Source organism: Vibrio sp. MM46, from assembly GCF_027587135.1.
Taxonomy (GTDB): domain Bacteria; phylum Pseudomonadota; class Gammaproteobacteria; order Enterobacterales; family Vibrionaceae; genus Vibrio; species Vibrio harveyi.
Map to the genome: position 1 here is coordinate 42,386 of NZ_JAPPTO010000027.1, position 15,960 is coordinate 58,345.

12 protein-coding genes are annotated in these 15,960 nt (G+C 43.9%); 6 read left to right on the forward strand and 6 right to left on the reverse strand.

Translation table 11 applies throughout. The annotated features are described in order from the left end of the window. Positions 1-134: 134 nt before the first annotated feature. A complete protein-coding gene (locus tag OH459_RS23220; protein WP_009698525.1) occupies positions 135-1,943 on the reverse strand; it encodes a DUF3413 domain-containing protein in 1,809 nt (602 codons plus the stop codon). Between the two features lie 22 nt (positions 1,944-1,965). Continuing rightward, positions 1,966-2,193 (reverse strand): YejL family protein, encoded by a 228-nt coding sequence (locus OH459_RS23225; RefSeq protein ID WP_005444651.1) that lies wholly within the window; start codon positions 2,191-2,193, stop codon positions 1,966-1,968. Positions 2,194-2,278: 85 nt separating this feature from the next. Between OH459_RS23225 and yejK the strand changes: the two genes are divergently transcribed. The 3 genes from yejK (at position 2,279) to OH459_RS23240 (ending at position 6,010) form a co-directional block, all read left to right on the forward strand. Further along, positions 2,279-3,277 carry a nucleoid-associated protein YejK gene (yejK, locus tag OH459_RS23230; protein WP_005444652.1) on the forward strand — a complete coding sequence of 333 codons (999 nt, stop codon included), beginning with the start codon at positions 2,279-2,281 and terminating at the stop codon, positions 3,275-3,277. A gap of 108 nt (positions 3,278-3,385) precedes the next feature. After that, complete coding sequence (locus OH459_RS23235) at positions 3,386-4,735, forward strand: Hpt domain-containing protein (protein WP_047516615.1); 1,350 nt, start codon at positions 3,386-3,388, stop codon at positions 4,733-4,735. 111 nt (positions 4,736-4,846) lie between these two features. Then, on the forward strand, positions 4,847-6,010 hold the full coding sequence (locus OH459_RS23240) for a hypothetical protein (protein ID WP_038898603.1): 1,164 nt from the start codon (positions 4,847-4,849) through the stop codon (positions 6,008-6,010). 84 nt (positions 6,011-6,094) lie between these two features. Here the strand turns inward: OH459_RS23240 and nhaC are convergent, their stop codons facing one another. Next, positions 6,095-7,531, reverse strand: coding sequence for a Na+/H+ antiporter NhaC (gene nhaC, locus OH459_RS23245; RefSeq protein WP_005444657.1), 1,437 nt, complete (start codon positions 7,529-7,531; stop codon positions 6,095-6,097). A 437-nt stretch (positions 7,532-7,968) separates the two neighbouring features. Between nhaC and asd the strand changes: the two genes are divergently transcribed. Both asd and OH459_RS23255 read left to right on the forward strand, forming a co-directional pair. Beyond that, positions 7,969-9,084, forward strand: coding sequence for an aspartate-semialdehyde dehydrogenase (gene asd, locus OH459_RS23250; protein WP_047516610.1), 1,116 nt, complete (start codon positions 7,969-7,971; stop codon positions 9,082-9,084). A 124-nt stretch (positions 9,085-9,208) separates the two neighbouring features. Then, positions 9,209-9,721, forward strand: a complete 513-nt coding sequence (locus OH459_RS23255) for a type II secretion system protein (protein WP_005444659.1) — start codon at positions 9,209-9,211, stop codon at positions 9,719-9,721. A 322-nt stretch (positions 9,722-10,043) separates the two neighbouring features. Here the strand turns inward: OH459_RS23255 and OH459_RS23260 are convergent, their stop codons facing one another. Together OH459_RS23260 and OH459_RS23265 are read right to left on the reverse strand one after the other, a co-directional pair. Then, positions 10,044-10,892, reverse strand: coding sequence for an ion transporter (locus OH459_RS23260; protein ID WP_005444660.1), 849 nt, complete (start codon positions 10,890-10,892; stop codon positions 10,044-10,046). 62 nt (positions 10,893-10,954) lie between these two features. After that, positions 10,955-11,593 (reverse strand): YchE family NAAT transporter, encoded by a 639-nt coding sequence (locus tag OH459_RS23265; protein WP_005444661.1) that lies wholly within the window; start codon positions 11,591-11,593, stop codon positions 10,955-10,957. Positions 11,594-12,244: 651 nt separating this feature from the next. Between OH459_RS23265 and adhE the strand changes: the two genes are divergently transcribed. Further along, positions 12,245-14,947: a bifunctional acetaldehyde-CoA/alcohol dehydrogenase gene (gene adhE, locus OH459_RS23270; protein WP_005444662.1), complete on the forward strand. Its 2,703-nt coding sequence runs from the start codon at positions 12,245-12,247 to the stop codon at positions 14,945-14,947. Between the two features lie 148 nt (positions 14,948-15,095). Here adhE and OH459_RS23275 read toward each other — a convergent pair whose 3' ends face one another. After that, the gene (locus OH459_RS23275; RefSeq protein ID WP_017189356.1) at positions 15,096-15,839 is read right to left on the reverse strand and encodes an SDR family oxidoreductase; all 744 of its coding nucleotides are present in this window, start codon (positions 15,837-15,839) and stop codon (positions 15,096-15,098) included. Positions 15,840-15,960 lie beyond the last annotated feature (121 nt).

Consider the following 15,960-nt stretch of genomic DNA (forward strand, 5'->3'; position numbering starts at 1 on the left):
TGAGGCGCATAATATAAGGCTTTGAAAATCTTGTAAACCCTAAAATGAATCGTTTGGACGTTTAGTGCACGATTTTGTGTTGTTTGTGGAGAAAAGAATCAAAAAAGCTCTCCGGGTGGAGAGCTTTTGTTCAATTAATTGCTTTTAGAATAGAAGCGTTGAAGCTCTGTCAAACCTTGCATTAGAACAGGCAGTTTAGGCGATGTTTCGCGCAAACGCTTGTAATTGTCATCGTACAGCTTGTAGTTACCAAACTTATCGATAACGGTCGTTTGAGAGCCGGTGATCAGTGCTATTTCACGTGTATCGCCGGCTAAGATCCAACGACGGCGACTTTCATCAAACAAATTACGCCCGCTGCTGTAATCGTATGGGTTTGAAGATACGCCCAGCATGTCTTGCAACAGTGTCACTGACAAGTCTAAGTGGCTTGTACTGTGGGTAAATTCCGCTGGTAGCATACCTGGCCAATGGATAACCATAGGCACTTGCAGTTGATATTTGCTGTAGTTGCTGTTTGCGCCCCAACTGTTGGTATTGGTTTCGTTGAACTCGCTACCATGGTTTGAGGTAATAACCACAATCGTGTTTGCAAGCAGTTGCTTTTCTTCTAGGTCTGCGATGATCTTCGCAACTGTTTTATCAGCCGATTTTACCGCTTGCTCGTAAGCTTGCTTGAATCGCTCGCTAGCAGGGAGCTCTTCATTCGCTGCCATCGTTTCTGATTCGAAGTTATCAACGGTTGTCACTTCAATGAAGCTAAACCAAGGCTGCTGGGCTTGCTCTGTTAGCCATGTGTTCCACGCAGAAATAGATTGTGGATCGGTATGAGCTTGGCTTCCATCGAGTGAGTTTGCCAAGTTTAAGCCGCGGAAGATAACTTCAGAATACAAGTCTTCTTCAAAGCCATTGCCACTGAATAAACCAAAGCTATAACCCTGATCTTTCAGTACATCTAGCATAACTGGTGCGCTACCTTGAGCTTTGATGCTACTTGCGTAGCTACTCGGTAAACCATAGAACAGACCAAATGCACCGTATGTATCATTGCTCGAACTGTAATGATTAACAAAGTTTTGATTGTCTTGTGCGAACTGGTACAAGCTCGGCATTTCGTCTTGGTTCAATGCGTCGGCACGTAAGTTGTTCACGCTGATCATCAGCACGTTTAACTTGTTAACACGACGATTGAATTCTAGCTTCTCTAGTGGGTAGCTTACTAAATCAATATTACCTTGGTTCTCAGCTAAGCGTTTTAGGTACTCTTCGCGGTCAAGAAGACCGTGTTTTTCCATAAAGCTCTTCGCTGTCATAGGGTATGACAGTGGGAAGTTAGAGCGTTGGCTGGTAATAGGATTGTAGAAGTAAGCATCAGCCCAGATGTAAACCAAATGGCTTGCGATGAAGCTTAAGAAGAACACGGCGGCCAATGGTCGACCAACGTGTTTATGAGAAAGTTTGCGCTGTTTACGCCATACCCATTCAGATAAAGCGAGTTGAACAAGGAAGATCAGCGGCATCACAACAAATAAATGTTGGAGATCTGAGCTGAGTGCGCTTTTGTCTTCGCTAAACAACAACTCCCAAACCACAGGGTTTAGGTGCAGATTAATTGATTGATACGCTTGAGTATCAATCAGCAGCACGGTTTGACCAACCGTAGCAAATATCACTGCCACCAAACGGAAGAGTTTCCTAGATGGCAGGACAAACGTCAGCGGAAATAGAACCAATAAGTACAGAGCAAAAACAAGAAAGCCAAAATGCCCCACCCACGAAACCGCCAAATAGAATTGACCCATCAGGGTTTCTGGCCAAGGCGATTGAACGATATAGCGTGTACCTATCAACATCGAAGCGACGATGTTGAAGAATGCAAACCAATGCCCCCAACCTACTAGTCGGGATACGCGTTCGCCGTATGAGTTTCCGCTGTCTACCATGTACTTGTTCTATTATCCGTTTTTAGTGTGATTTTGGCGCTTCAAGAGAAGACATCAGTGCCTGAGCAAATTTTTCAGCAATAACTTTGCGTTGTGAAGCAGCAACTTGTTGATTTAAGACATTGGTTGCGATATTTCCGGCAATCATTAGCGTCAACTCAGGAGAAGCAGCGTGTTTTTCAAGAACAGCACCCACTTCAGCAAGAATTTTCTCTACTTGTTCGTCAGTATATTTAGATGTAATCGGCATAAAGACTCTAATAATGATAGTAAAAGCGGCTTATGATAACCTACAATGCCCAACAACTTAAACCTTGTAGCAAGATAAAATCACTATGAGCCTTCATCTTTCAAACGTTATTCTGCATCAATTGTGCAAAAACGATCAGGACGAACTGGTTGTTAAACTTCGCCCGGCGTCGTTAGAAAACGATACCTCAACAGAAAACCTTGTCGCGGAACTGCATCGCGTATTCCATTCTAAAGCAGGAAAAGGCTTCGGCTCTTTCCAATCAGACAGCGAATTTCAGTTTTGGCTTCAAGAAATGCGCAAAGGAGAGAGAGATTTTTATGATTTCTCACAAATTAGTGCAAATCGCTTGAAAGAAGAGTTGATCAAGTACCCATTTGCTGACGAAGGTATCTTAGTCTTTGCTGAGTATCAGAGCTTGGCTACGGATTATTTATTTATTGGTATCTTACCAATGAACCAAAGCCTAAAAGTGACAGAAGGCTTAGATATCGATGCTACGGATTATTTAGACATCACTAAGATGGATATCGCGGCACGCATCGATCTATCGAGTTATGACACTGATCGTGATTCAAACCGTTACCTTTCTTACATCAAAGGTCGCGTAGGTCGTAAAGTGGCAGACTTCTTCTTGGATTTCTTGCAAGCGGATGTTGGTTTAGACACTAAACAGCAAAACCAAGTGCTGATGCAGGCGGTGGAAGATTTCTGTGCCGATTCTAAGTTAGAAAAGCAAGAAGCGAACGAATACAAAAAGCAGGTTTACAATTACTGTAACGAGCAAATTAAATCAGGTGACGAGGTGCAAATCTCTGAACTGTCTGGTGAGCTTCCTCCTAGCCAAGATGGTACTAGCTTTATGGATTTCACCAAAGAGCAAGGTTACGAGTTGGAAGAGTCATTCCCAGGCGACCGTTCTACAGTGCGTAAACTGACTAAGTACGTTGGTGCTGGTGGCGGCTTAAATATTAGTTTTGATAGCCTGTTGCTGGGTGAGCGTATTTTCTACGATCCAGAGACAGACACGCTTACGATTAAAGGCACACCGCCAAACTTGAAAGATCAGTTGAGCCGTAATTAATTGAAAGAAGAGAGCATTGTGCTCTCTTTTTTTATGTGAAGTGTGCACACTAAAAGCGCATTTCATGGTATATGCTTGTTATTAATAGAGATAATTGAGGAATGGGCGTTGCTGCAATTCAAAGAGGGAATAAAACAAGCAATCTGGTTTTTGTTTGCGGTATGGTGTGCCTTTGCTGTGGGTATTTGGCTGCAAGCTCAACAAACCATACGTACGATTTCAACCGTTGATGAACTCAGCAGCAAGGTTGATGAAGTGCGTCATATCTTTAACTTTGAGCTGCCTTATCGTGCTCAGCACGTTGACCAAGTCTCTCTCAAACTTCAGCTTGTTTATGCAGTTCGTTTGCAATTGCAGAGCGAGTACTCTGACCGCTGGGGTGGTCCAGACTTAACGCAACTGCTTTATTCAACTGATCGTTTTCTTGAAGGCGCGAGAACATTTATCGGTAGCGATAGTGAGCTAGTCGCGCTGGCTGACCAACTCCATAATAGCCGAGAGTCAGCCAGTAACTCTGAGCAACTGAGAACCATGTACTATCGCTTAGGTGCTTTGGTCTTAGAAGCCATGTTTAGCGATGCAGCGACAAGCTCAGATACTTACCAAGAGCTTGATTCTCTTTTTACCGAGTCACAAAAGCTAGAGCAAAAAGAGCAAGGGGCGTTCCAACGTCGATTGGCTCAAACGTCAAATGTGCTTGCCGCTCATGCTCAAGGCAGCCACCTCGCTAACCAATTGCTTAACCCTGAATTTTCTAATCAGTTTGCCTCTGTCATTAGCTCTCTTGAACAAAAGCTGATGTTTTACATCTCCTTTTTAGTGTTAGTAAGTGGTTCCTTACTCGCGGTGGTTTCTTGGGCTTTGTTCTACAAGGAAACTCCAGTCTTAGATGCTCCAATTCAACCTTGTGAAAAAACGGATACACCAATGAAGCCGAACCCATCTGAAGTGATTTTGCCGACAGAGAAGCAAGTTACCGAGCCAAGTGGTGAGGAGCGCATGCCTGTGGATGTGGTAAAACCAACCACACCTCTAGAAGAAGAGAATGACGATGCATCTTCTTTAGCCGCGAGTGTGAGCGTGGAGACGGATGAGCCTTATATCGATATAGAGAAAATGCTTGATTCGCTCTCTGGTGATGAAGAGTCTGTGCGTATGTTGTTAGAGGTTTTCATACAAGATCATTCTGAAGATGGTACGAAGCTAAGAACATTGATAGCTGAGGGTAAGGATGAAGAACACGCTCAGCGTATCGCCCATAGCTTGAAGGGAGTGTCAGGCAGCATTGGGGCGATGCCTCTACACTATATATCTGGGGATATCGAATCTTTAATTAAACAAGGTCAGGAAGTCGTTACAGGCAAGCTGGATATGTTGGAAGATACCCTGCAGAAAACGACACTTTTTGCTGAGGCAGTTCTTAATAGTGAAAACATTCGAGAAGTGCTAACAGATTGATATTCCTCTGACTTAAAATAGTAGAGATTCAGGTATTAAGGGGCGCTTGCGAACCTTATGCTTTGGTTCGTCACTGTTCCTGTCCTACACCATTTGATCATAGGTAATTTCATGTTCATCCGCCGACTGTCTTCTTGGTTGATAGCCTGTCTGGTTTTAAGCCTTTCGGGATGCTCTCTCTTAGAAGTAAAAATCGATAGTCAAACTGTACCGCTCACCAAACAAGAGCTAAACATGCGCATTATGACGCGTGAATACGCTCAGCAGTTCTTTGCTCAAGTAGAGCAAGCTGCCGATGTGCTCCAAGACAACTACGAGCCTAACGATAAAGTAAACCAATCTTATATTTTACTTTGGAAAATCAATGCGGAAGAAGGGCTTCAAGCTGCCGCTTACCAAGTCTCGCCAATGGCGGCGCTGATTGACACGTGGGTATTTACTCACCAAATGGACCAGTTCTTCAGTGTCGGTGCAGGGAAAGATCTATTCACTACCGGGGAAGCACAACAAGTGTCTGCTCACTTAGCCAAGGAAGTCGATAAGCTTGCACAATCTTTGTTGAAAAAAGACGTGTACTCGAAAACCAAAGTGTTTGTGGCTGACTTTGTTGAGAAATACCCATTCGCGGATTTGAGTATGATCCGTACACCAGCTTATCGAGCTTGGTTACAAGCGAATCAGATCAGTGAGGAAGAAGCTGTAACGACATTGGGTACGATGCCTGAGGCTATCGGTGATGTGTCTGATCGTTTGAGCTTAGTGTCTGAACAAACACCAAAAATCATGACGTGGAAAGCGCAGTTGCTCGCACTCAATAGCTCAGCAAGTATCGAACAAGTAAATGCAGCGCTAAACAGCTTGAAGGTTACTTCTGAGTCGTTGAAAGACTTTATCGATAATAACCCAGAGTATATGCGTAACTTGGCACAGCAAATGGCAGTGCAGTTGCAGCCACTTGTTGAAGATATCGACCAGAAAACAGAAGAGCGCTTGGTTCAGTTGAGTGAAGAGCGACAAGCACTAGAAAAAATGGTGGCGAGAGAACGCCAAGAGATTGCTCAAATTATTACAAACGAAAGAGAGAAGTTTGCGCAAGACCTCGACCACGTTTCACAAGAGGTTGTGAACCTTGCAATGGATAAACTGATCGAACTGGTGAAGAGCACCATCATCTACTTCATTTTGTTCATCCTAGTGATCTTCTTTGCTCCTCTTGTTTTGGGCTATGCCTTAGGTAAACGTTCAGCGGTAAGAGCAGGAACCAAATCTGCCTGATTAGCCGGAGCTTAGCCAAACGACAAACATAAAAAAGGACCGAATCGTCGGTCCTTTTTCTATTCTATTGAAAGTTAGAACTATTTAAGCCGTTTGCTGCTTTAGTTCACCTTCTGCTTGTTCTTCTGTTGCTGGTGCTGTTGGTTCGCATTTATCGACAAACCAACCCATGTACGACGTGAAGATAGTGACGATAATACACACGAAGCTCAACCACATGAATGGCGCGTAAGACAATGTTGCCACACCCAGAATACTCGCCATGTAGATGCCGTTGTCACTCCAAGGCACCATACCTGACGTTAACGTACCACCGAACTCGGCGTTACGGGATAGGTTTTTACGTTTGTAGCCAAGGCGATCGTAGTTTTTCGCACAGATTTTTGGTGTCAGAATCAGTGATACGTACATCGCCGAGCCAAATACGTTACCCATGAAAGCTGTACCAATGGTGCTTGTCGCTAGAGAGCCCGCACTTTGAACACGTCGCTCGAACAGTTTCGCAATTGTCTCAAGCACGCCCACCTTATCTAGCAAGCCACCAAAACCAAGACCAAATACGATAACTGCAACAGAACCTAGCATAGAAGACATACCGCCTCGGTTCAGAATCGAGTCAATGAAATCCACACCCGAAGAAATTGCAAATGGTGCCCAAGCGGTATTGAATGCCGTTAGGAAGTCTACATCCTGAATCATTACTGCCCAGATAATACCTAGTAGTGAACCGAAGCTGATCACAGGGAAAGAAGGCATGCGCATAGCGAGTAGAGCCAAAACGATAATGACTGGAACAAAAGAATAAGGCGTAATGAAAAATTGTTGTTCCATAGCCTGAATTACTGAGTCAACTTGGCTCATATCCACTTTACCTGCGAAGTGGAAGCCAAATGCAGTAAACATAATACCCGTAATGATGTAACTGATCAGGGCAATAGGCAGCATCCCTTTGATGTGCTCTACGACTTCTACGTTTGACATTGAAGAAGCAAGAATCACGGAATCAGAAAGTGGAGACATTTTGTCGCCAAAGTAACAACCTGATAAAACCGCGCCAGCTGTAATTGGTGCTGGAACCCCAAGACCTTGACCAATTCCCATCATGGCAATACCAGCAGTACCTGCCGCACCCCAAGAAGTGCCTGTTGCTAACGCAGTCAAAGAACAGATGATCATTGTCGCTAACAAGAAGATAGAAGGGTGAATGGCTTTTAAGCCGTAGTAGATGATGGTTGGTACGATACCACCAGAGATCCAAGTACCGACTAAGGCACCTACAGCAAGAAGGATCAGCACGGCACCTAAACCATTAGAAATCCCGTTTAGTGCTGCTTTTTCAAGGTCTTTGTATTGGTGACCTAATCTTAGACCCAATAACATGATAATGAACCAACCAATGTACAGCGCAAGCTGGATTGGAAGGTCTAATTTGGCAGTAAATGAAAATGCCAAAAGAAGAAACAAACCTAGTGAGATAAATACCTGTATCAGACTAGGAAGACGTGTTGTAACTTGCTTCATATGTGCCTCTGTCGTTCATGGAGCAATAGAGGAAGGCCGCTCCCTGTTTTAATCGCGCATAACATACATTAACAAAAATTATATTTCGAACATTTGGTGCTTTATCTTGACTTTCATCCGATAAAACGTTTGCTTGTGAAATTAATAACTAAAAAACTTTAAGTTTAATAGTTTGAAATGTTTTGTGATGTAAAAAATATGTGCTGCAAATGTTGTTTTCTCACGGAGTGGTAAGACCATGTAGCACAGTGTTGGCAGTTTTCTCGGTAGGTTTTAGTGCTGAACCGATAAGAAAAGAGAAGAAAATACCTTGGATTATAAAAATTCGCGGTAAACGTTAAAAAAGTTGTGTTTATTTGCAAATTAGGGCTTGAGATTTTGTGTCGAAAATTGAACTATGGAGAAAGTTTCAAAAATATACATGGAGAGTTAGTGCGATGAGAGTAGGTTTAGTTGGTTGGCGCGGCATGGTGGGTTCAGTCCTAATGCAACGTATGGTTGAAGAGAAAGATTTCGATTTGATCGAGCCAGTTTTCTACAGTACGTCTCAAATAGGTATCCCAGCTCCAAACTTAGGTAAAGAAGCTGGTTTACTTCAAGATGCGTTCGATATTGACAGTTTAAAACAACTTGATGCAGTGATTACGTGTCAAGGTGGTGGTTATACAGAGAAAGTTTATCCAGCGCTTCGTCAAGCTGGCTGGAAAGGTTACTGGATCGATGCTGCTTCGACACTTCGTATGGTCGACGACTCTATCATTACGCTGGACCCTGTTAACCTGAAACAAATTCAACAAGGCATTCACGGTGGTACAAACACGTTTGTTGGTGGTAACTGTACCGTTAGCTTGATGCTTATGGGTCTTGGCGGTCTGTTTGAGAAAGGTCTTGTCGAGTGGACGAGTGCGATGACGTACCAGGCGGCATCTGGTGCAGGCGCGCAAAACATGCGTGAGCTGATTTCTCAGATGGGCGTAATCAACGACTCAGTAAGCTCTGAACTAGCAAATCCAGCGAGTTCAATTCTCGATATCGATAAAAAAGTTGCCGACACCATGCGCGGCTCTTCATTCCCAACCGATAAGTTTGGTGTGCCACTAGCTGGCTCTTTGATTCCTTGGATCGACGTCAAGCGCGACAACGGTCAAAGTAAAGAAGAGTGGAAAGCGGGTGTAGAAGCGAACAAGATCCTTGGTTTCCAAGATGCACCAGTGCCAATTGATGGTACGTGTGTTCGTATCGGTGCAATGCGTAGTCACTCTCAAGCACTGACTATCAAGCTTAAGCAAAATGTGCCAATGGATGAAATCGAAGAAATCATCGCAACGCACAACGACTGGGTAAAAGTGATTCCGAATGACCGCGACATCACGGCTCAAGAACTTACGCCTGCGAAAGTAACAGGTACCCTGTCAATCCCTGTTGGTCGTCTACGTAAAATGGCAATGGGCGATGATTTCCTAAATGCGTTCACTGTCGGTGACCAGCTATTATGGGGTGCAGCAGAGCCATTACGCCGTACTCTACGCATCATTCTTGCTGAGAAAGCGTAGCTTGTCTCAACTTTGAGATGTCTATTTTGAAAGCGCCCAACTGGGTGCTTTTTTGATATTCACGTGACAAAAAATTGACTTTTGACCTTTAGCTTTGCTGCGTCTTACAAATCGGAGCGCTGTTATGAAGCAAACATCTAAAGGTTTCACCCTTATTGAACTCGTTGTTGTCATTGTTATTTTAGGCATTCTTGCAGTCGTTGCTGCACCGCGCTTTTTAAACTTACAGCATGACGCTCGGGTCTCTTCAATTCAGGGCATGGCAGCCTCTGTGCACAACGCTGCGGAACTTGCTTTCGGTAAATCAGCTATTGAAGGACAAGAAAAGCTTCCGGCGTACCATGTTGATGGTGCAGGTAGCGTCCAATTTGGTTATCCAATTGTAGAAAATGGTGGTCTAGAGCAGTTTATGACGGCTGAGATGAACTACAAAAACGGTGATGGTGAATGGGTCTGGGATGCATTCAATGCTGGTAAAACTCCAGCCAATCCAAACTATCGAGTTATCACACAATCAAAGTGGGTGAAAGCTTATGACCGAGACTCAATCAAAGCAAGTAACTGCTATGTAAAATACACTACTGCAATGGAAGAGGGTGATGATTACAAGGTTGAAGTCTTCACTGATGGTTGCTAAACCAAGAACGGGCTTCGTCTTGCGGGAATGTTTTTTGCGTGAGAGCTAAAAGCTATATAAAAGCCGATGTGAATTCATCGGCTTTTTTGATCGTAAGTCTGGAGTACGGAACGGGCTGTACTTTGCGAAAGTTCTTTATTAAGAGAGACAAATAGAGGGGCTGGCGCCCTCGTTCTTGAGAGTGAGAGATATTGTTCTCCAAACTAACGCCGCGTCATTCCCGAAAGCGACGAAGGAGCGCAGTCGGGGATCTCTTGTTGGAAGCATTACGCCCTGAGATTCGGGAGCGATCCACTTTAGGCATCGAAAGCCGATTCCTGTTCTATTCTTCCTCGTCCGCACTCACGACGCGATTATCAGGATCTGCTAGTTCACTGCCACAATGCTTACAGTGCATCGCATCTGAATCATGACCAGAGCGATTACAATTCGGGCACTTTACTAATTGTTTGTGCGCATTCATCTCATTACTGAGTTCTGCAGTGATAATGCCGGTTGGGACCGCAAGTATCGAATAACCGAGCAGCATAGTTAATGATGCGATGGCTTTCCCAAGGTGAGTTTGCGGCACCATGTCGCCATACCCAACAGTGGTAATCGTTACGATCGCCCAGTAGATGCTTTTAGGAATACTCGTAAAGCCGTTGTGCGGACCTTCAATAACGAAAATCAGTGCGCCGAAAATGGTGACCAGAATACCTACGGTGCTAAAGAAGATAAGAATCTTACGACGCGCCATCAATAGAGAGCGTAGCAATATGTTGGAATCTTGTAGGTAGCGCACCAATTTCAAGATGCGGAAGATACGCATGACACGTAGTAATCGCACTACACCCATAAACGAAGCACCAGGGAAGAAGATCGCTAAATAGGTCGGCAGAATCGCTAACAGATCAACTACACCATAAAAGCTGGTGGCGTAAGACTTAGGTTTTGGAGAGCAGTACAGTCTTAATAAATACTCAATAGTGAATAGGGCTGTGAAGGTGTATTCGATGTAACGCAGTTCTCGCGACCATTCAGTCATTACCGATGGCAGTGATTCTAGAATCAAAACCACGAGAGAAGTAATGATCGCAATAATCAGTGCGATATCGAAGGCACGCCCAGCACGTGTATGAGTACCGAAAATAATGACGTATAAATGATGCTTGAAAGACTTGCGAGGCATGATGTTGCACTGTCAGCGTTAAAATGAAACGGATTGCAACATCATACCAGAAGTTATGAAATTTAGGCTAAACCAGGGAATAGGTTTCTTAAACCGTTAGCAATAAACTCAATACCAAGAGCGCCCAAGATTAGACCCATAATACGGGTAATCACGTTGATGCCTGTTTGACCAAGGAAACGAACGATCAAAGGCGCAGAGCGGAACAACAACCAAGAGCAAAAACAAAACAGCATGATCGTAACGCTAATACCAACCGTGTCGAGTGCACTTGGGTAACGTGCGCCATAAACAATGGTTGAGCTGATTGCACCTGGACCTGCCATCAAAGGCATCGCTAGCGGTACTACACCGATTTGTTCGCGGCTTACGTATTCCGACTTCTCTTGTTTATTTTGCTTATCTTCACCCAGTTTACCGCTCATCATCGAGAACGCGATACTCAGAAGTAGTAAACCGCCTGCAACACGGAAAGAGTCCAGAGAAATACTGAACATATCCAGCAACAACTGACCAGCAAAAAGAGAAATGATCAAAATAATCGCAACGGCAACGTTGGCTGTCGTGGCGGTCTTATTTTTCTCTTCTGGTGTCATATGACCGGTTAGTGATACGAACACAGGCATGATACCAACAGGGTTCACTGCTGCGACCAAACCTAAGAAAAACTGTAGGAAAATAGCTAACTCTAAAGTCTGCATGTTGCTTACTCGTAAACGTTCACAATAGTGAAAAAGAGAGGGGGTAATTTTAGGCGGTAATGTAAGGCAAAAGTGCGGTAGGAAGAAATGAAAAAAACTAACGTATTTGGGCTAGTATTTGTGAGAAAAACTAATTATTGAAGAAAATGTATTCAATCTGGAAACGAATTGTTACGTAGAAAATTGATGAGAGAGCATACTGATTTACACAAACGTTAACATTCGCACATTTTTCACAAAAAGAAAGGTGGTTTGTAGAGAGATAAGACGTATTCGATATACTCTCAGTAGCACAAAAATTAGGGTCCACATGTAATTTTGTTGGCTAAAAATGAAACTTTTTTACAGATTGTTGTTATTTCTTTTAGTTTTTAGTTCGTTTGCTTCTTTTTTGCTCAATAAAAAATGAAGTTTAATTTATTTATTTATCAATGATTTATGTTGTTTTGTTGTGGTAAACCACTACTTTGGGGGTATTTCAGTTGTGAGAACTGATCCAAGTCAATTTTTTTCACACTCTGAAATATTATACTCAGCCATGAAAGCAATTTACTAAGATGGTTGTTAGTTAAGTCGCTGATAAACAGTAAAAACGAAAGACAATAACCTTACTAAAAAGTTTTTAATATTTATTATTTTAGGAGATCCACCATGCCTGTAACTAACTTAGCTGAACTAGATGCTCTAGTAGCACGCGTTAAAGCAGCACAAGAAGAGTTCGCAACATTTTCTCAAGAGAAAGTAGATGCAATCTTCCGCGCAGCTTCTCTTGCAGCTAACCATGCTCGTATCCCACTAGCACAACAAGCAGTTGCTGAATCTGGAATGGGTATTGTTGAAGATAAGGTAATCAAAAACCACTTCGCTTCAGAATTTATCTACAACAAATACAAAGACGAAAAAACATGTGGCATCTTAGAAGAAGATGACAACCTAGGCACAATGACTATCGCTGAGCCTGTAGGTATCATCTGTGGTATCGTTCCAACGACTAACCCGACTTCTACTGCTATCTTCAAATCTCTAATCTCTCTAAAAACTCGTAACGGCATCATCTTCTCGCCACACCCACGTGCGAAGAACTCAACTAACGATGCGGCGAAACTAGTTCTAGATGCAGCAGTAGCAGCTGGTGCACCAAAAGACATCATCGGTTGGATCGACCAACCATCTGTAGAGCTTTCTAACGCTCTTATGAAGCACGACGGTATCGCTCTTATCCTTGCAACTGGTGGTCCAGGCATGGTTAAAGCAGCTTACTCTTCTGGTAAGCCAGCTATCGGTGTAGGTGCAGGTAACGTTCCTGTAGTTATCGATGAAACAGCTGACATCAAACGTGCTGTTGCTTCTATCCTAATGTCTAAAACTTTCGATAACGGCGTAGTATGTGCTTCTGAGCAAGCTGCAATCGTAGTTAGCGAAGTTTACGACGAAGTGAAAGAGCGTTTCGCTTCTCATAAAGCTCACGTTCTATCTAAAGCTGACGCTGATAAAGTACGTAAAGTACTTCTTATCGACGGCGCACTAAACGCGAAAATCGTAGGTCAACCTGCTCCAGCAATCGCTGAAATGGCTGGCGTTAAAGTTCCTGCTGACACAAAAGTTCTTGTAGGTGAAGGTCTAGGTAAAGTTTCTTACGATGATGAGTTCGCTCACGAGAAACTATCTCCAACTCTAGGTCTATTCCGTGCTGACAACTTCGAAGATGCAGTTGCTCAAGCGGTAACAATGGTTGAAATCGGTGGTATCGGTCACACATCTGGTCTTTACACTAACCAAGACGTAAACGCAGACCGCATCCGTTACTTCGGTGACAAGATGAAGACTGCACGTATCCTTGTAAACATCCCGACTACTCACGGTGGTATCGGTGACCTTTACAACTTCAACGTAGCACCTTCTCTAACTCTAGGTTGTGGTTCTTGGGGTGGTAACTCTATCTCTGAGAACGTAGGTCCTAAGCACCTTATCAACAAGAAAACTGTAGCTAAGCGAGCTGAAAACATGTTGTGGCACAAACTACCTAAGTCTATCTACTTCCGTCGTGGTAGCCTTCCAATCGCAATGAGCGACCTAGAAGGTAAGAAACGCGCATTCCTAGTAACTGACCGTTTCCTATTCAACAACGGTTACGCTGATGAAGTAGTTAAACTGCTTAAAGAGCAAGGCATCGAAGTTCAAACATTCTTCGACGTAGAAGCGGATCCAACACTATCTGTTGTTGAGAAAGGTGCAGAAGCAATGAAGAGCTTCCAACCTGACGTAATCCTAGCTCTAGGTGGTGGTTCACCAATGGATGCTGCGAAGATCATGTGGGTAATGTACGAGCACCCAGAAACTCACTTCGCTGAACTAGCAATGCGCTTTATGGACATCCGTAAACGTATCTACAAGTTCCCTAAAATGGGTAAGAAAGCTGAGCTTGTATGTATCACTACAACTTCAGGTACTGGTTCAGAAGTTACTCCATTCGCTGTTGTTACAGACGACAAGACTGGTGCTAAGTACCCACTAGCTGACTACGAAATCACGCCAAACATGGCTATCGTTGATGCTAACCTAGTAATGAACATGCCTAAGTCTCTAACAGCATTCGGTGGTTACGATGCAGTAACTCACGCTCTAGAAGCTTACGTATCTGTTCTTGCGAACGAGTACTCAGATGGTCAAGCTCTACAAGCGCTTAAGATGCTTAAAGAGTACCTACCTTCAAGCTACGCGAACGGTGCAAACGACCCAATCGCTCGTGAGAAAGTACACAACGCGGCAACGATCGCTGGTATCGCGTTTGCTAACGCATTCCTAGGTGTTTGTCACTCAATGGCGCACAAGATTGGTGCTGAGTTCCACCTACCTCACGGTCTAGCGAACGCACTACTAATCTCGAACGTTGTACGTTACAACGCGAACGACAACCCAACTAAACAAACTGCGTTCTCTCAATACGACCGTCCACAAGCACGTCGTCGTTACGCTGAAGTTGCTGACCACCTAGGCCTAAGCCAAGAAGGTGACCGTACTGCTCAGAAGATTGAACGTCTACTAGCATGGTTGGACGAGCTGAAAGGCGACCTAGACATCCCAATGTCTATCCAAGCAGCAGGTGTTTCTGAAGCTGACTTCGTAGCGAAACTAGACGAACTAGCTGTTGAAGCGTTCGATGACCAGTGTACAGGTGCTAACCCTCGTTACCCTCTAATCACTGAGCTAAAAGAAGTTCTAATGGCTTCTTACTACGGTAAAGCATTCGTTGAAGGCGAAACTTTCGAAGGTACAACTGTTATCAAGAAGAAAGCAGACCAAGTAGCGAAAGAAGCAGCACCAAAAGCTAAGAAAGAAAAAGCTAACGCATAAGTACGACGTTAGTTATGAAGTAGGTTTTCGCTAGCACGAAACTTACAATCGGGAAAACTCAAAGCCCCAGTCGAAAGACTGGGGCTTTTTTTGTTCTTTACATTACCAACGGCTCTGTTAGGTGGCGGATTTAGGTAGGAAGGTTTACTTAGACTTCGGTCGTGACGACGCGTCCGCTAAAGTACTCATTTGCGACAATGTAGGCGGTATTTCTTACCAACTCATCTTGGATCTGAGCCCAATGTCGCTCGTCTAGATCTTCGCTGGTATGGTTTACGGATGGGATGACGCCACCCACACGAATATTGAAAGGGGTCAGCTCTTTTGCCCAGCTGTGAGTAAAGCCAGACACCAGTGCTGCCATGCTCTCTACTCCAGTGAGATCTTCATGGTTGTCATGTGAGATAACGTTAACGATCACGCCTTTCTTCTCTCTCGAACGAAATCGTTCAGCACTGACTTGCCCATAGGTATAGAGAAAGCGAGCCGCAGAAGAAAGGTGGTCAATGTAGGTACTCATTGGCTCTGGAGCCATTAAGCTTGGCATTGGTGAGCTAGTCCAGCAGTTTACGATTACATCGGGAGTCGCACCTAATTGCGACTCTATTTGGTCGAACAATAAGTTGATGGATGTCGTGTTGTCATTGCACACATTCATCGCATATACCCTGTCGGAAAACGCACTGATTTGCTCGTAGCTTGCCTTCAAGGCACTAGGGTTCTGATCACAAAGTACCAACGTTGCCCCAAGATGGGCAAAGTGGTTGGAGCAAGTTCTGCCCAATACAGAGCCTGCAGATGTGACGAGAATGATTGAGTCTTTAATATCCATAGCACCTTCACTGTAATTTCTTGTGTTAAACAATACATCAGTGGTTTGTGCTATCAGCATGGATGAATTTATTTGAGCTCAGTGTGAAAAGGCTCAAACTAACGCTTTTGCGCGACAATTATTGTTTAGGAATTTGTAAGGCGTCACATTTCTGACGTGCTTGGAATGTAAGCGCTTGGCG